A 16171-nucleotide genomic window follows, 5' to 3' on the forward strand; every position below is an offset into this window, starting at 1 on the left:
TGGGCGGCGGTTGTGCTATGCGGGCTGCGCTCGTAGGTTTATTTGGCCCCGCGAGCGGTATCGCCAAGATCGCGCACAGCCTGCGTGGCCTTGCCAGCGGCGCGGCGCAGTGCAGCCGGGGCGTCGGCCAGCGGGGAATCGGCGACACTGCGCTTGACGATGGGCCCAAAGTCTTCCGCCAAGCCCTTGACCTGGTTGGTGCGGTGGTTGACTCCCCATTTGGTGACCTCAAAGAGGGAATCCTTCACGAAGGAGCCGTCGAGCTTCGACTCGCCGAACTCGCGGTCGGTGAACGTAACCGGCACCTCGCGCACGTCGAAGCCTTCCTGAATGGCGCGGAAGGCGACATCGACCTGGAAGATGTAGCCGGCCTTAGACAGCTCGTCGAGCGCGAGCGTCTCCAGCACCTCGCGGCGGAAGGCGCGGTAGCCGGCGGTCATGTCTGACAGGTCCGCGCCCAGCGCCATGGAAATGTAGACGTTGCCCAGTCGCGACAGCAGCTCGCGGGATGCCGGCCAGTTCACGGTCTTGCCGCCTGGTACGTAGCGCGAGCCGATGACGAGATCGGCGCCGTCGGCCACTTCATCGAGAAGCAGGTGCAGCTCCTCCGGCGCGTGGGAACCGTCCGCGTCCATTTCGCAGAGGACCTCGAAGTCGTGCTCCATGCCCCACTCGAATCCGGCCAGGTACGCGCCCAAAAGCCCGCCCTTGCCCTCGCGGTGCAGGACGTGGATGTGGTCATCGTCAGCCGCCAGCTTGTCGGCGAGCTCCCCGGTCCCGTCGGGAGAATTGTCGTCGACGACGAGGATGTGCACCCCAGGCTGGGCCTCTCGCACGCGGGAGGAGATGCGGGGCAGGTTTTCAATTTCGTTGAAGGTCGGGATGATGACCAACGTGGAAGCGTCTAGAGCAGACACGGACTCAGTCACGGTGACGACTCTCCTCTTTTACTCTGTCGGACCCTACAAAAAAGGGACTATATCCTATGGCCGGCGTCACTTACGCAGTCGGCTAAGAACACGGCCTTTCCAGCTCGTCGTCCACACCGCGGCGGCGGTCAGCCCCACGCCGAGGATCAGGAGAATGACCTGCAGGGTGTGGCCAAACCGGACGGCGGGCGTCAGCGAGTCACGCAGCGGCAGATCCTCGGCTAGGAACTTCGGTTCGAAGATGCGTGACTGCTGGGTAACCGACCCGTCTGGGTGCACGATGGCGGATACGCCGGAGGTCGCCGCGACCACCACTGCCCTGTCGGTTTCCATCGCCCGCATCCGGCTCATCGCCAGCTGCTGGTAGGTCATGTCGGAAAAACCGAACGTGGCGTTGTTCGTCGGCGAGGTAAGGATCTGCGCGCCATTCGCCACCGAGGTGCGGAACGCGTCGTCGAACGAGACCTCGTAGCAGGTGGCCACGCCTACCGGGATGCCAGCCATGTGCACCACGCCCGGGCCATTGCCGGGCTGGAAATCGCCGGCCAGGTCGACGAAGTCGCTGAAATGGGCAAAGAAGTCGCGCCACGGCATTGTCTCGCCGAAGGGCTGCAAGTACTTCTTGTGGTGGTACTCGCCCGGCTGCCCGTCTGCGTCGAATACCTGCATGGTGTTGCGGTCGCCAACGTGATCGCGGGTCAGGGTGCCCACGAGGACTGGGGCGGCGACCCGGCGGGCGGCCTTCTGGATCATCGCCATCGCGGAATCGTCGGCGAACGGGTTGACGTCCGAGGAGTTTTCCGGCCAGAAAACCAGATCAAGGTCGGGCTCAGCCTCGGCGAGTTCTTCCGTCACCCGCGCGTGGTTCGCCAGCACCGCGCGGCGCTGGGCATTGAAATCTAGCCCCATACGCGGGACGTTGCCCTGCACGGCGGCCGCGCGCACCTCACCGACGTGATGGGACGACGAACCGTCCGGCCCGCTTGCTGTCGCGGTCATCGTCGCGACCATGGCAGCAGCCAGCGGCACAATCGCACCGGCGGCGGCTGTCGCCCGAAACCGCGGGAGCGCCTGCCCGCGGGCCTTTTCTGCCCGCGGTACTCCCACCAGGGTGCCGATGAGTGCTGCGATGCTTGTGCCCACCAGAACCGTGGCTGCGGTCACCACCACCGCCCCGCCCCACGGCATCAGGTGCGCCAACGGTCCTTCCACCTGGCTCCACGCCAGGCGCACCCACGAAAACCCGCCGAACGGCACCGACGAGCGCAGCACCTCGACCGCCGCGTACCACAGCGGGAAGGCGACAAAGCCGTAGCGCCAGCGAGCAAGGGCTGCCCCGCCCGCGCCCAGCAAGAGCGCGTAGAGCGCGAGGAACACCGCGAGCGCGATGTACGGAAACGCGCCGACCATTTCCCCGATCCACGGCAGCAGGAGCAGGTAGAGGCAGAGCGCGTGCACGAACGCGACCCACGCCGCCTTCCCCAACGTGAGGCGCTTACCGCGCGGCCAGGGGCTTAGCGCCGCATACAATAGGCCCATTCCGGCGATGGCCGCCGGCCACCACCCGAACGGTGCGTAGGCGGTGTAGGTCAGTGCGCCGGCGAGCGCCGCGAGTACGCAGCGCGCTAGCAACCAGCCGCGCGCCACTAGTGCGTATCCCCGCTGGGGCGTCCACTACCGCCGCGGCCGCGGCCATTGTCGCTATCGGGGCGGAAGTCATCCGGATCCGCCGATTCCGACCAGCGCCGGATCTCGTCTTCGTCGATCACCAAGTCCTCATCGCGGGCCCGCCTGCGAGCTGAGCCGCGGGAGGAGTCGCGCGCCCCAGGCTGCGACGGGCGAGCGGACGTGAACTGCCCGAACGAGGTGTGGTTTTGTGCCATCGGAGTTGCCTCGTAGACGCGCATGCCCATCCGTTCGATGGCGCGGAACATGCGCGCGGCCAGCACCGTGCGGATAAGCGACCGCGTCGGCGGCAGGATGAGCAGAAGTCCCACGATGGTGGTGACGAACCCGGGGATGGACAGCAGAACACCGCCGACCATGGTCAGCCCCACGTTGCCCGCGGTGCGCCCCGGCTTGTCGTCGGAGTAGACGAGCTGTCCTTTGTCGTCCGCCCGCACCCGCGAGCGCATGATGCGGCGGGCTTCCACACCCGCGATGGTCATGCCGAAAAACATGGTGACAAAGAGCACGAGCAGCGCCCAGCCGACACCGATCCAGGACGAGACCGCCCAGAAGGCTAAGGCTTCGAGGAGGAAGTACGCGAAGAAATAAACAACCGGCATAGTGGGTTCAACCATACCGGCTCCCCTACGTATTCCTCACCGCCCCACGGCACCTTGCGGACGTCGCGCCGCGTGTCACGCGGCCGCAAGCGGTGACGGAGGCGGCGACCACGGTGGCTTGTACACTGACGAGCCATGCCGACAGTGAGTTTCCACGAACACTCCCCTTCTGACGCCGCAGCCGCAGCAACCGCCGCCGCGCAAGCCACCGTCACCGTGGCGCGGATGGAGATGACCGGCCGCGTGATCCGGCAGCAGGAATGGTTCGCGCTGGCCAACCTGGCCCGCGACTTCGCCGACGGCGCGATCCACATCCTGGACGGCGGCACCATCGAGGTCCGCGGTGTCCACGACCAGTCCGGCGTAGAGCGCGCCGTGGCGGACATTCCGGCCGAGGAAACGACCGACTTCCCTACCGCCCCGCGTGACGATGCCGCCCCCATCGGCTGGCTCGACGAGGACTGCGAGCCCGGGAGGGTGAACCTCGGCGCCGGCGTCTACGGCCGCCGCCTGCCTGCCGCGCACGTGGATATCCTCGGTGCACTCGAAGTCCCCGTCACCGTCACCCAGCGCGGCAGCCTCATCTTCCACGACATCGCCGAGGGCGACGCTGACGTCGTCCTGCGCGTGCTCGCACCCCGCGGGTTCATCTTCGATGCGAATTCCCCGCATCTGGATGAGTCGCTGCGGGCTGACGGGTAGCAGGCCTACGCCGAAGCCGCGATCAGGATCAGGACGGCCAGTCAGTGGTGGCGTCGATCCACTTCTGGGTAAGCTCCAGGCCTGAAACCCGAAGATACTCCCGTGCGAAGTTATCGATTGCTCTTCCGAGTTGCTCTATGGATGCGAGACCGTCGTCATACGCATTCACTACCGCAGCCTCAATCCAGTCCGGAACCATTCCAGGAACGGCTAGATGTTTGATCGCTAAATCAGCGCGCTGTACAGGGATCCCCTCAAACCAGCACCACTCATCCGGCCGTAACTCCATGCTGTGGGCGGTTACCTTGTGTGGGACGTCGACCTGTATAACGTTCGGCGTGTAACTGGCAGGTACGGCTACATCGCGACCCTCAGATGTCACGACGAAGGGCCCGACATTTTGCGCCTCTAGGGATGCCTGCCACACCAAGGGCACTACTGTCTCGACAGGAAGACAACGGGTAGCCACAACCACCGGTGCGTAAAGAATCAGGGCGCTACTCCACGAGACATCCGCGTCTCGGAAAACGACATCATCGGCGATCTGTAAATTCTCCGACTCCCCGAAAAATGGCTCAATTATTCCGCGTTTGAGGGCGGCTTTCTCCTGCTCTCGAGTCATTTGCCGAGACGTAATCATCCCGCTTTGGTGGCGGAGCACGTCCAAAACGAACTGCATGGCCTACCATCCTGTCTTAACGCGGCATGTGCCGCCAGATTGGCCGCGGCACCATGCGCATCACCCAGGCAAGGAGCCGGAGTGTGCCGGGGATCCACACGGTGGTGCTGCGCGGGCGGGAGCGCTTTTCATCGGCACGCATGTGCTTGGCGATGTGCTCCGCCACCACGTCCGGCGTCACCGACAGTGGCGCGGGGCGCATGCCCTCGGTCATCGAACCGATGACGAAGCCAGGGCGGGCAGTAATAAGCGCCAGCTCGCTGCCGTGCAGGCGGTCCGCAAGACCCTGGCAGAAGGCGTCGAGCCCCGCCTTCGTCGAGCCGTATACGTAGTTCGCGCGCCGCGCCCGCCAGCCGGCGATGGACGAGAAGGCGACGATGTGGCCGCGGGGCATGACATCGGCAAGCACGGTGAGCATGGACACCTGCGCGAGGTAGTCCACGGCGGCGATGTCGGCCGCGTGCGCCTCGTCACGCTCCGCGCGATCCTGATCGCCCAAGATGCCGAAGGCCACGATCGCCGTGGTGATTTCCTCCCCCGCCACCTGTTCGGCGCGGCGCACCACGTCGCGGTGGGATGCGCAGTCGGTCGCGTCGAAGGCGATGCGGTGCACCGCGCTCGCTCCACACTCCGGGGAACTCAGGCGGGAGACGGTGGTGTTGAGGGCGGCATCGTCAAGCGCCGCGTTGTGCAGCTCGGCGTCGCCACGAGGCCGGGCGGCCAGCACCACGGTGCGGCCCCGGCAGATCCGCGCGGCGAGCTCGCCACCGATGTCGCTGCGCCCGCCCAGGACGAGGACCGCGCCGTCTTCCTTTCCGGCCGGCATCTAGCACAGCTCCCGCGGTCCGTTGTTCAGCGAGCGCGCCCCACTGGCCTCCACGACCACGATGTCTTCCAAGCGCATGCCCCACTTGTCCGCGACGTAGATGCCCGGCTCGATGGAAAAGCACATGCCCTCCGTCAGCGGGGTGTCATTGCCCTGCATGATGAACGGATCCTCGTGGCCACTCAGCCCGATGCCGTGGCCTAAGCGGTGGAAGAACGCGTCGCCGTAACCGGCCGCCTCGATGATGTCGCGGGCGGCGGAGTCGATCTCCTGCGCCGTCACCCCGGGACGCACGGCGTCAAAGGCGGCGCGGTAGGCGCGGTACAAGACGTCGTAGGCGGCGCGGAAGTCCTCCGGCGCGGCTTGAGAGTCACCCCCGACGACGTAGGTGCGCGTGCAGTCCGAGTGGTAGCCGGCGCCTAAGGTGCCGCCGAGATCCACCACGACCGGCTCGCCGGCGCGCAGCACGCGGTCGGAGAAGTCGTGGTGCGGGTCGGCGCCGTTGGGGCCGGAGCCGACGATGACGAAGTCGATGCTGTCGTGCTCGGCGAGGATAAGCTCGGACAGCTTGTCCGCCACCTGCTTCTCAGTCACCCCCGGGGTCAGTAGCTCCGGGACGGCCGCGTGCACGCGGTCAATCGCCGCGGCGGCCTGGCCAAGTTGCGCCACTTCTTCGGCGCCCTTGCGGTAGTAGAGATCCGACAGCAGGTCGGCGGTAAGCACCCAGTCGCGGCGCTCAGCGGGATCGCGCTTCTGGATGCGCAGGACGTGGTCGGCCGTCAGTGAGCTGCTCAGGCCGATGGTGGCGCCAGCCGGGGCCTCGCCCAGAGCGTTCCACACCAGTGCGTACGGGTCCTGGCCATCGGCCCACTGCTTGATGTCCACGTCGAGCTCTCCGATGGGAGAGCGCCGGATATCGCCCATGTCGGTGGAGAGGACAATAACCGTCGCGCGCCCCGCGGCGGGGATGACCAGGCTGGTCAGCCGCTCATGCGAGGAGGCCCAGCTGCCGGTGAAGTACGCGAACTCGGCACCGGTGGCGATGACCGCGCCGGCAGCGCCGGCTTCGCGGACGGCCTGCTGCGCGCGCTCGATGCGCTCCGAGTACAACTCAGGGCCGAAAGTGGACGGGATGGAGTCGGGTGTCTCAGTCATGGCACACACCTTAGTGCGCCGGGCTTAGGCGCCGATAGCCACCACGCCGCGCTGGATCGCGTCGATAGCCCGCCGTGCGTTGGCGCGAATATCCTCGCCGTAGCCGGTCTTGGCCACCTGCTGGAGAAGATCGACCACCTGCCGGCACCAGCGGACGAAGTCACCGGCGGTCAGCTGCGCGCCCGACTCTGCGGCCGCGGCCAGGCAGTAGCCCAAAGGCGCTCCCGCCGCCCACTGGTGGATGGCCAGGGCAAACTCGGCCTCCGGTTCACGGGTAACGGGCAGCTGGTTGCGCTGCTCGTCGGCGGCCAGTTCGCTCCACACTCGGACGGTGGCGTTGGCGGCATCCACCATCTCCTCCGTGGGCAGTTCGGGCTGCCCGGCGGTGGATTTGCGGTTTTCAAACACGCACAGTGAGCTCACCCCGGCCAGCTCTGCCGGATCCAGACCGTCCCAGATGCCGCGCTTGAGGCACTGTGCCACCAGCAGATCCGACTCGCTGTGGATTTTGGCCAGCCGCTCGCCTTCTTCGGTGACCACTGGGACCCGGTCCGGGCCAATGCCATCGAATTCCACGTAGTCCATCTGCGCCAAAAGCCCCACGATGCGCTCGAAGGTGCGGCCCAGGGTGTCCGTGGCGCGCTCCACCCGCTTTTCCATCTTCTCCAGCTCGCGCTCGCGGCGGTCCAGCCGGTGCCCGATATTTGCCAGCTGTTCGCGGTCCAAGGCCGGCCAGTTGTGCGCCGGGTGCTCGCGAATGGCCTCGCGCAGCTCGGTGATCTTCTTCGTCGGCCGCACGCGCGGTTTCAGCCGCATCTTCTTCGGGCGGTGGAACTTCTCGCGCTTGAGCGCGTTGACCACAAAGCGCGAGTTCTTCCGCGGGTTCTTCCGCACCTGGCGCGGCAGCTTCATTCGGCCGACGGAAATAGGCGGGTTATCGATGCCGGCTACGTCAATCCGGCCCGACCAGCCGGTTTCCGTGGTCACCCACGGCCGGGGATCGGCCGACTGGTTAGCCGCGGTATTGACCACCGCGAGCGTGGGGCCTTTTCGCCCTGCCAGCGCGACGACCTCGCCTTCCTGCATCTTGGCCAGCACGGTGCGCACTTCCTGGGTGCGCTGCTCGACCGAATGCGCCTGGGCGGCGCGTTCCTCATCGGTCAGCGCGCGGCGCAGCGCGACGTAGTCCATCAGCAGCGTCTGCGCATCCTCACCATCGGCCACCGGCGGCGCAAAGGTCTCTACCGCCTCGGCCAGTTGCTGTTCCAGCTCGGCGACGCGCTGCTCCGCCCGCTCAATCTCGCGCGTTTCTTCCACCACGGATCCGTTCGCTTGGAACTGCGCAAACGACTTCTCGATGAGCCGCAGCGAGTCATCGAAACCGAGCATGCCCAGCAGGTTGATGGCCATGTTGTACCCCGGGGCGAACGTGGAATTCAGCGGGTAGGTGCGCGTGGAGGCAAGGCCTGCCACCTGCCGCGGATCCATGGCCGGCGCCCACAGCACGACCGCGTTGCCTTGCGTGTCGATGCCACGCCGGCCCGCGCGCCCCGTCAGCTGCGTGTACTGCCCCGGCGTGAGATCCACGTGCGACTCGCCATTAAATTTGATGAGCTTTTCCAGCACCACCGTGCGCGCCGGCATGTTGATCCCCAGCGCGAGCGTCTCAGTGGCGAAGACGGCCCGCACCAGCCCGCGCACGACGAGATCTTCCACAATGTGGCGAAATGCCGGCAGCATACCGGCGTGGTGGGCGGCGAAACCGCGGGAGAGCACCTCGCGCCACTGCCGGAAGTTAAGCACCTGGAGATCCTCTTCCGGGATGCCTTCCACCCCGGCATCGATGATCTCTTTGATCTGCTGCGCTTCCTCCGGCTCGGTCAGGCGCATCCGCGAGCGGTAGCACTGGTAGAGGGCGCCGTCGCAGCCGGCGCGGGAGAAGATGAAGGTGATGGCCGGCAGCATCTCCTGCCCCTGCAGGAGCTTGAGCACCTCCGGCCGGCCGAGGGGGCGGTACTTGTCCTGCGGGCGCGGCGCGCCGCTGCGCCGGCGGGAATCCCGGCCCTTCTCCGCGCCCTTGTTGCGCTTGGCCAGTGCACGCGAGCGAAAGCCCTTCCCGGAGACGTAGTCGGCTTTGCCCTGGTTGGCATCGCGCTCCTCGAGGCGCTGGACGCGTTGCACCAGTTCCGGGTTGACCTCGCCGGTCGTGCCCGGCTCGAAAAGTGGGTAGACCTTGTGCCCGATGAGCATCCACTGGTCCAGCGGGACCGGGCGATGCTCGGAGACGATGACCTTGGTATCGCCGCGCACGGCAGAAAGCCACTCGCCGAATTCCTCGGAGTTCGACACCGTGGCCGATAGCCCGATGATGTTGACCGACTCGTCAAGGTTCAAGATGATTTCTTCCCACACGGCGCCGCGGGCGGCATCGGCAAGAAAGTGAATCTCGTCCATCACCACGTGGGTAAGCCGGTCCAGGGCCCGCGAGCCCGCGTAGATCATGTTGCGTAAGACCTCGGTGGTCATCACGACGATCTCGGCGTGGGGGTTGACGGAGACATCGCCAGTCAGCAGGCCCACGGCGTCCTCGCCGTGTTCTGCGACGAGGTCGTGGTACTTCTGGTTGCTCAGCGCCTTGATGGGCGTGGTGTAAAAGCACTTCGTGCCGCGGGAGAGCGCCAGGGAGACGGCGAACTCGCCCACGATGGTCTTGCCGGCGCCGGTGGGAGCGCATACGAGCACTCCCCGATCGTCCTCGACGGCCTGACAGCCCTCGAGCTGGAAGTCATCCAGCGGGTACGGCAGGGCGGCGGAAAACTCAGCAAGATGCGACGTGGCCATAGTGGCCTAGACTACCTGCCGCTATAGCACGTCGTCGAAGGGATTGGCCCCTGCATTGTCGTGGCGGACCGGTGCCGGTTTGGCCACCGGCTGGGAGGTGACCGGCTGGGGTGCATCCATCCCGCCGGGGGCGGTATCTAACGCGGAGGCCTCCTCATCGTCGAGGCCGAGCCATTCGGGGCGCTCGCGCCCGCGGCGCTTGTCGTGGATACGACAGAACTGGAACGACAGCTCGACCAGGATGATGAGCGCCAGGGACAAGATGATCATCGTGAACGGATCCTGGCCGGGTGTGGCCACCGCCGCGAAGATGGTGATGGCCACGATGATGATGCGGCGCTTGTCTTTGATCGCGTCGTAGCGCAACAGGCCCAAGAGGTTGAGCGTGACCACGACCAGCGGCACCTCGAAGCTCACACCGAAAATGACGAGGAACCCCAGCAGGAAGCTGAAGTACTCCTTACCGGTCAGACCGGCCGCCTGATACTGATCGCCCACCGAGACGAGGAACTCGAGGCCGATGGAGACCACCGCGTAGGCCAACACCGCGCCGAGGACAAAAAGCAGCACCGCCACCGAGACGAAGCTAAAGGTGAACTTGCGCTCCTTGCGCAAAAGGCCCGGGGTGATAAACGCCCACACCTGGTAAAGCCAGAACGGCGAGGACAACACCAGCCCCGCAAGCCCCGCGATCTTGAGGCGCAGCAGGAGCATCTCGAACGGGCTCGTGGCCAACAGGCGGCACTCGCCGTCGCCGGTGAAGTCAGCGCGCAGGTTATCCGGCAGCGAGCAGTACGGCCCGCGCAGCATCTCGCCCAGCGGCGGGATGCCCGGCGGCGCGGTCTGGTACCAGATAAAACCGACGATGGTGCCGCACAGTACTGCCACCACCGCGAGGATCAGCCGGTAGCGCAGTTCCTTGAGATGCTCGACCAGGGTCATCTCCCCGGTCGGGTTCTTCTTTTTGCGCGCCGGAAGTTTCAGCCCTCGCTTTTTCTTCTGGCCGGCCTGCGGGTGTGTGGTCATGCGTCGCTGAAAAGTTGTTGAGGTGGGTACGTGAAAGAGGTTTACTGCGCGTTCTACTGACCGCGGGCCTGGGTGTGGGCCTCCGGGTCGTTCAGCGGGCTCGCGGCGTTATCCGCTGCCTGGTTGCTGGACGGCAGAGCTTGCTGGGACGGGGTGGCCGTCTGCGTCTGCTTCGACTGCGCGCTCTCGTTGTTCATCTCGTTGACCTCGGACTTGAAGATGCGCATCGAGCGCCCGACGGAACGCGCGAGTTCCGGCAGCTTGGTCGCTCCGAAGAGCAGGAGGATGACCACGATGATGAGGATGATTTCGGGTGCGCCGACGGACATGAGCCTCTCTTCTTCCTACACCTTGCCGCCCGGATGAGACGCCTTCAGCGCTGCATCGGGGCAGTGACGATGATTGTTAATTGGTGAAAATTGCTGATTAGTGAGTATAACGGTTCAACCCTGCCGCCGCTTTGTTCGCAACGGCCTGCCGCAATTCGGCGGGAGCTTCCACTCGCACGCGGTCTGCGTGCCCCAGAATAAAGCGCACGGCCCACTCCTCCGACTGCACCGGCACGGTGGCGGGAATCCAACCTTCGGAACCTCGATTATCGGCCCCAGCCTCGGCGTCTGCGGACAGCTCGAGGTCCGCCACCTCTGCCAGCCAGGTGGCCTGGCTATCGACGGAAACCTCCGCCCGCTCAGCCTGGCGGAAATTAAAGGGATCGGTCGGATCAAAGCTTAACTGGCCCAGGTGCGGCGCCGATTTCTCCTCGACAAGCTCGACGTGGCGCATGCGGTCTATCCGGAAGGTGCGGTGCGCGTTAGACGCCGGCTCCCAGGCGATGAGGTACGCCACGTCCTCGACGAGGAAGAGGCGAGCCGGATCGACTTCACGGCGGGTCCACTCCTCTGCCCGCGCCGACCAGTAGTCGAAGCGGGCGCGCTGCCGGGCATCGACGGCGCGGGTGAGCGCCATCTGCGCCTGCGAGTCCTCGGCGGCTGGGTCGACATCAGCCAGCGAGTCGTAAATCCCCCGCGTCTTCGAGTCCATGATGCCGCGCAGCTTGGCGGCGGCGGACTGCACCGCGTGGGAATCGGCAAGCCCGGGGCTCGATTCGAGAGCTTCCAAGGTCAAAAGCAGCGCGCCCGCCTCCGTGGCAGTCAACCGCAACGGCTTGTTCAACCCCTGATCCTCGGTGATGGTCACGCCGTCGCGGTAGCTGAAGGTTAGATCAATGAGATCCTCGGTCCCGCGCCCTACGCCGCTGCAAAACAAGCTGGTGAGTGCCTCGTGGACCTCCTCGACACCCATACCTAAATCCGTGGCCGCTTCCATGAGACTCGCGCCCGGGTGCGACTGGAAGTAAGGGATGAGGTTGAGCGCCCCTACCAGCATGCGGTGCTTGTCTGTGCTGTCGGCCATGACTATCGCTCCCCTTCTTTGAGCGCCTGGCGCAGTAGATCGATGATGCGCTCTCGCGCCTCTGGCGGCTCGATAATTTCCACCTCGTCGGCGTAACCGACAGCCGTGCGCACCAGCCAGTCCAGCGGGACTCCGCGCAGTTCCACCAGCCCGTCGGCGAGGCGGTGGCCCTGGGCCAACAGCTCAAAGGCAGCAGCATCCTCCGGCGCGCGCACGAGCGCATCGACCAAACCCTCGCGGGACAGCGCCTTTTCCACCAGCTGCTGGAGCGGTGCTGTCGGCTCGGTGTGCTCGGCACGGCTGCGGGTGGCTTTTACGCTGCCGATGCGCGTCGCCCGGAATGCGCGCGGCGCCGCGCGGTCGACGTCCCACCCCACGAGGTACAGGCGCGTGCGATGGGTGACCAGGCCCCACGGATCCATCGTGCGCATGGCCGGCTCGGCCCCGGGGGCGCGAACATACTCAAACCGCATGCGCAGGCCGGTGCGGATGATGGTGAGAACCGCGCGGACCATTTCGGGGTCGATACGCTGGGCATCGACAACCGCGGTCACCGTCGAGCGGGCCGCCAGATCCCGGGAAGCCCCGGACGCGGCCAGCTTGGTCCACCCCGCCCGCGACAGATCGCTCATGCCGCCGCCCTGGCCGATGCCCGCGGCGAGCCCTAGAACCAGCGCCTCCTCCGGCGTGAAGTCGACGGCCGGCAATTCGTATGCGTCCTCCAACAGCCGGTACTCGGCGCCGAAACCTGCCGCCGACGTGGTGACGATGGGCACCCCGGCACGCTGGAGCGAGCGCACGTCGCGGCTCAACGCCTTGGCAAAGGCCTCGTCCGTCTTGTCCTGGTAGCCGTCGACGTTGCGGCGGATCCACTCGGCGCTGCGCGTGCCCCGGCCACTGTTCGCCGCTCCCTGGAGGGCGAAAGAGAGGTTGACCAGGCGCTCGACTGCCTGCTTTTGGGAGGGTGCCATCCAGTTCGTCCTCTCTAGCGTGGGAGCGTCGCCTGCCGGGGCCGTCGTCCGCGAGGCGCGCGGCCAGGCTTTTTAAGCGTTAACGCGCATGTAGTCTAGCAGCGCGTCGAGGCGCGGATCGCGGCATGCAAACGGGTCCGCGAACTCTTCGGTGTACGGCTCTGGCCGGTTGATCTTCATCCGCACCCAGTCCACGGAGGTCTCCGCGTTCAGCTCCCGCGCGGTGCGGAGGAACTTGCCGCGCAAGTTTGCGCGGGTGGTCGCCGGTGCGTGGTGCATGGCCTTGGCGATGTCCGCGTCGGTCACCCACCGCGCAACCCGTCCGCGCTCTACAAGCGCGTTGTACAGCCCCCGGCCGGGGCGGACGTCGTGGTAGGTGAAGTCCACCTGCGCGAGCTTCGGGTGCGACCAGTCGCAGCTGAGGCGATCCCGGAACTGCTCTAACAGCTGCAGCTTTATTACCCAGTCGATTTCGGTGCCCACGCGGGCCAGATCCCGCGCATCGATCGCATCCAGGGTCCGCTCCCACAGATCCACCACTCGGGCCAGCTCCGCGATCGGCGTACCGCAGTCGTCGCGCTGCCCCAGCCAGTCCCGGGCGCGCTCGCACAGCCGGCGCTGGATGTCTAGCGCGGCGACGCTGCCGCCGTCAGCGAGTTCCACCCGCGCGCGGCCGGTGAGGTCCCGGGAGACCTCCTGGATTACCGCGATCGGGTCGGCGAGATCGAATTCCGGCAAATCCACCCCGGCTTCGAGCATTTCTATGACCAGCTGCATCGAGCCGACCTTGAGCGCCGAGGTCGGCTCCGCCATATTCGAATCGCCCACGATGACGTGCATACGGCGGAACCGCGTGGAGTCCCCGTGCGGCTCGTCGCGGGTGTTGATCATCGGCCGGGACCGCGTCGTAGCGGACGAGATCCCGTCCCACACCTTGTCCGCGCGCTGCGAGAGTACAAACTGCGCCGGCTCCGAACCGCGAGGAGCGCGAATCAACCCCGCGCCGGCAATGAGCTGGCGGGTAATCAAAAACGGCAGGAGCGCCCGCCCCATGTCTTTGAGCACCACCTGCCGGCTCACCAGGTAGTTCTCGTGGCAGCCGTAGGAGTTGCCGGCGGAATCGACGTTGTTTTTAAACAGGTAGATAGATTCCGCGCAGCCCATATCGCGCAGCCGCTTTTCCGCGATGCGCGCCAGATCGTCCACCATCCGATCACCGGCACGCTCATAGGCGATGAGCTGGGACAGGCTGTCGCACTCCGCCGTGGCCACCTCCGGGTGGTTACCCACGTCGAGGTACAGCCGTGAGGCGTTGTCCGTGAAGACGTTGGTGGAGCCGTATTCTTCCACGACGGGGCGGAACATGCAGCGCGCCACCTCGTCGGGGCTGCTGCACTGCCGGCACAGGCGGCTGTCCACGTTGCAACGGATCTTATTGCCGCGCGTGGCGATGAGCCCGTACTCGGTCTCAATCCCCATGATCCGGCGGGTATGTACCGGGGTGTTGTCCGCGTTCGCCCCTGGGGCGTACGAGATCATTGGCCGCCCTTCTGCACGTAGGAGCGCACAAACTCTTCGGCGTTGCTTTCCAGCAGGCCGTCAATCTCGTCGAGGAGGTCGTCGGTGCCTGCCTTGTCGATGTTCACCTGACCCGCCGCGGCGTTATCCCCCTCGTTCTCAGGGTTGTTTCCCCCACCGGGGGCATGGATCTGCTGGTTAGCCATGACCTAAACCACCTTTCCTCGAAGTTAGTCTGCCCTAACGATATTCGGCCGTGATTCCGGCGCGCGCAAGGGCCTCCAAAAGTTCGGGAACATCGCCCGCCTCGTCCACCGCCTGGCCGACGTGGGTGGCGGTCGCGCTGCCCACCTCTTTGAGCCGCAGCACCGCTTGCTTGTCTAGGCCGTTAATGTGCGCGTGTAACACGATGGTGTCCCAGCTGGCGGCGGCCACCGCGTCGCAGAATTTCTCCAGCACGCGGCCGCGCAGGTACGCGCGGGAAGAATCTGGCGGCGTGTCCGCCGCAGCGGCAAGCTCGTCTCCGGAAACTAGCTCGCGCATCTGGCCTTTGCGCAGCAGCGCGTAGTAGAGGGACTTGTCCGGATCGACGTCGGCGTACTGCAGGTCGATAGCCGCGAGTTTCGGGTTATCTGCCGCGATACCGCGGTCCATGTAGGCGCGCACCAGGCGGTATTTGGCCACCCAGTCCAAAAGGTGCGCGGCCGAGAGGGGATCCTCGGCAAGCAGCGCGACCGCCTCGTCCCACGCGGCGAGGACCTTCCGGTCCACCTCGGTGGTGGCGGTCACGCGCTGGCGGTACTCGGCGAGCACTTCGAGAGCGGACAGCTCACGGCCGTCAGCAAGCTGCAGCCGGTGTTGCAGCGTGACGTCCCTGCTGACGCGCTCGAGCTCTTCCACCGGGGCGGTCAGCTGCAGGTCGCTAAAGTCCACCCCGGATTCAATGGCGTCTAAGACCAGCGCGGTCATGCCGAATTTGAGCAAGTTCGACGTCTGCGACTGGTTGGCATCGCCAATAATGACGTGCAGGCGCCCGAAGCGGTCCGCGTCCGCGTGCGGCTCGTCGCGGGTGTTGATGATGCCGCGGTTCAGCGTGGTCTCCAGCGAGATCTCCTGCTCGAAGTAGTCGGCCCGTTGCGATATCTGGAAACCCGCCTCTTCCCCGCTCGGGCCGATGCCCACGCGGCCAGCGCCGACAACGACCTGGCGGGTGACGAAGAACGGGATGAGCGCCGCCGCCATGGCGTCGAAGTCCGTCTCGCGCGAGTACAGGTAGTTCTCGTGGGAGCCGTAGGACGCGCCCTTGCCGTCCACGTTGTTTTTATAGAAGCGCACCGGCGGGCACGGTTCATGCCCGTCGAGGACCGACGCACCCTGCTGCTCCAGCTGGGCCAGCGCCTGCGCCGCCCGCTGGACCACGACATTGCCGGCCGCGTCGTGGACCATCGCGTCCCAGGCGTTGTCGCACTCCGGCGCGGAGTACTCCGGATGCGCGTGATCGACGTAGTAGCGCGCGCCGTTGGGCAGGATCACGTTGGCCACACCGATGGCGTTCGGGTCGACCACCGGCACCGTGGAATAGCGCTTGAGGTCGAAACCACGCGAATCGCGCAGCGGGTGCTCCGCGGCGAAATCCCACCGGGATCGCGCCTTCGTGTGCAGCGCGGCGTAGGCCACGACCGCGTGCGTCGACGAGACGATCGGTGACAGCTCAGGCGCACTCGGCGTGGTGATTCCGTACTCGGTTTCGGCTCCGATAAAGCGGGAGGACATAACCGACACCTTATCGATTGCCCCTTAGAGCCGTCAGGTTCTTCTTTCTT

At 66.0% G+C, this 16171-nt stretch carries 15 protein-coding genes; 1 reads left to right on the forward strand and 14 read right to left on the reverse strand.

The annotated features are described in order from the left end of the window. Positions 1-38: 38 nt before the first annotated feature. The 3 genes from CMASS_RS05295 to CMASS_RS05305 form a co-directional block, all read right to left on the reverse strand. Positions 39-917, reverse strand: a complete 879-nt coding sequence (locus CMASS_RS05295) for a polyprenol monophosphomannose synthase (protein WP_051126783.1) — start codon at positions 915-917, stop codon at positions 39-41. Positions 918-995: 78 nt separating this feature from the next. Then, positions 996-2576, reverse strand: a complete 1581-nt coding sequence (gene lnt / locus CMASS_RS05300) for an apolipoprotein N-acyltransferase (protein WP_022861974.1) — start codon at positions 2574-2576, stop codon at positions 996-998. Continuing rightward, complete coding sequence (locus CMASS_RS05305) at positions 2576-3232, reverse strand: FxsA family protein (protein WP_051126767.1); 657 nt, start codon at positions 3230-3232, stop codon at positions 2576-2578. Before CMASS_RS05305 ends, lnt begins: the two co-directional genes overlap by 1 nt. A gap of 120 nt (positions 3233-3352) precedes the next feature. On the opposite strand from CMASS_RS05305, the gene CMASS_RS05310 reads away from it, so the two are divergent. Next, positions 3353-3919, forward strand: a complete 567-nt coding sequence (locus CMASS_RS05310) for a hypothetical protein (RefSeq protein ID WP_022861976.1) — start codon at positions 3353-3355, stop codon at positions 3917-3919. A 28-nt stretch (positions 3920-3947) separates the two neighbouring features. Here CMASS_RS05310 and CMASS_RS05315 read toward each other — a convergent pair whose 3' ends face one another. The 11 genes from CMASS_RS05315 to dop form a co-directional block, all read right to left on the reverse strand. Then, complete coding sequence (locus tag CMASS_RS05315; RefSeq protein ID WP_156831742.1) at positions 3948-4541, reverse strand: hypothetical protein; 594 nt, start codon at positions 4539-4541, stop codon at positions 3948-3950. Between the two features lie 73 nt (positions 4542-4614). Further along, a complete protein-coding gene (locus CMASS_RS05320; protein WP_022861978.1) occupies positions 4615-5424 on the reverse strand; it encodes an SDR family oxidoreductase in 810 nt (269 codons plus the stop codon). Continuing rightward, a complete protein-coding gene (locus CMASS_RS05325) occupies positions 5425-6579 on the reverse strand; it encodes a M24 family metallopeptidase (protein WP_022861979.1) in 1155 nt (384 codons plus the stop codon). It abuts the gene before it with no gap. A 24-nt stretch (positions 6580-6603) separates the two neighbouring features. Continuing rightward, on the reverse strand, positions 6604-9420 hold the full coding sequence (locus CMASS_RS05330) for a DEAD/DEAH box helicase (protein WP_022861980.1): 2817 nt from the start codon (positions 9418-9420) through the stop codon (positions 6604-6606). Between the two features lie 21 nt (positions 9421-9441). Continuing rightward, entirely contained in the window at positions 9442-10446 is a 1005-nt protein-coding gene (gene tatC, locus CMASS_RS05335; protein WP_022861981.1) for a twin-arginine translocase subunit TatC, read from the reverse strand. Positions 10447-10499: 53 nt separating this feature from the next. After that, positions 10500-10775: a Sec-independent protein translocase subunit TatA gene (tatA, locus tag CMASS_RS05340; protein ID WP_022861982.1), complete on the reverse strand. Its 276-nt coding sequence runs from the start codon at positions 10773-10775 to the stop codon at positions 10500-10502. Between the two features lie 97 nt (positions 10776-10872). Beyond that, positions 10873-11859, reverse strand: coding sequence for a helix-turn-helix transcriptional regulator (locus tag CMASS_RS05345; RefSeq protein ID WP_027018440.1), 987 nt, complete (start codon positions 11857-11859; stop codon positions 10873-10875). 2 nt (positions 11860-11861) lie between these two features. Beyond that, positions 11862-12830, reverse strand: coding sequence for a helix-turn-helix transcriptional regulator (locus tag CMASS_RS05350; RefSeq protein ID WP_027018441.1), 969 nt, complete (start codon positions 12828-12830; stop codon positions 11862-11864). Positions 12831-12902: 72 nt separating this feature from the next. Then, positions 12903-14369, reverse strand: coding sequence for a Pup--protein ligase (pafA, locus tag CMASS_RS05355; protein WP_022861983.1), 1467 nt, complete (start codon positions 14367-14369; stop codon positions 12903-12905). Further along, entirely contained in the window at positions 14366-14554 is a 189-nt protein-coding gene (locus CMASS_RS05360) for a ubiquitin-like protein Pup (protein ID WP_022861984.1), read from the reverse strand. The genes pafA and CMASS_RS05360 overlap by 4 nt, the downstream gene beginning before the upstream one ends. 34 nt (positions 14555-14588) lie before the next feature. After that, entirely contained in the window at positions 14589-16121 is a 1533-nt protein-coding gene (dop, locus tag CMASS_RS05365) for a depupylase/deamidase Dop (RefSeq protein ID WP_022861985.1), read from the reverse strand. Positions 16122-16171: the final 50 nt, after the last annotated feature.

This window comes from Corynebacterium massiliense DSM 45435, assembly GCF_028609805.1.
Taxonomy (GTDB): domain Bacteria; phylum Actinomycetota; class Actinomycetes; order Mycobacteriales; family Mycobacteriaceae; genus Corynebacterium; species Corynebacterium massiliense.

Excerpts from the sequence above, each read along its gene's own strand:
- CMASS_RS05305 (WP_051126767.1), bottom strand. The coding sequence starts at position 3,232 with ATGGTTGAACCCACTATGCCGGTTGTTTATTTCTTCGCGTACTTCCTC.
- CMASS_RS05310 (WP_022861976.1), top strand. The coding sequence starts at position 3,353 with ATGCCGACAGTGAGTTTCCACGAACACTCCCCTTCTGACGCCGCAGCC.
- CMASS_RS05315 (WP_156831742.1), bottom strand. The coding sequence starts at position 4,541 with ATGACTCGAGAGCAGGAGAAAGCCGCCCTCAAACGCGGAATAATTGAG.
- CMASS_RS05320 (WP_022861978.1), bottom strand. The coding sequence starts at position 5,424 with ATGCCGGCCGGAAAGGAAGACGGCGCGGTCCTCGTCCTGGGCGGGCGC.
- CMASS_RS05325 (WP_022861979.1), bottom strand. The coding sequence starts at position 6,579 with ATGACTGAGACACCCGACTCCATCCCGTCCACTTTCGGCCCTGAGTTG.
- CMASS_RS05330 (WP_022861980.1), bottom strand. The coding sequence starts at position 9,420 with ATGGCCACGTCGCATCTTGCTGAGTTTTCCGCCGCCCTGCCGTACCCG.
- tatC (WP_022861981.1), bottom strand. The coding sequence starts at position 10,446 with ATGACCACACACCCGCAGGCCGGCCAGAAGAAAAAGCGAGGGCTGAAA.
- tatA (WP_022861982.1), bottom strand. The coding sequence starts at position 10,775 with ATGTCCGTCGGCGCACCCGAAATCATCCTCATCATCGTGGTCATCCTC.
- CMASS_RS05345 (WP_027018440.1), bottom strand. The coding sequence starts at position 11,859 with ATGGCCGACAGCACAGACAAGCACCGCATGCTGGTAGGGGCGCTCAAC.
- CMASS_RS05350 (WP_027018441.1), bottom strand. The coding sequence starts at position 12,830 with ATGGCACCCTCCCAAAAGCAGGCAGTCGAGCGCCTGGTCAACCTCTCT.
- pafA (WP_022861983.1), bottom strand. The coding sequence starts at position 14,369 with ATGATCTCGTACGCCCCAGGGGCGAACGCGGACAACACCCCGGTACAT.
- CMASS_RS05360 (WP_022861984.1), bottom strand. The coding sequence starts at position 14,554 with ATGGCTAACCAGCAGATCCATGCCCCCGGTGGGGGAAACAACCCTGAG.
- dop (WP_022861985.1), bottom strand. The coding sequence starts at position 16,121 with ATGTCCTCCCGCTTTATCGGAGCCGAAACCGAGTACGGAATCACCACG.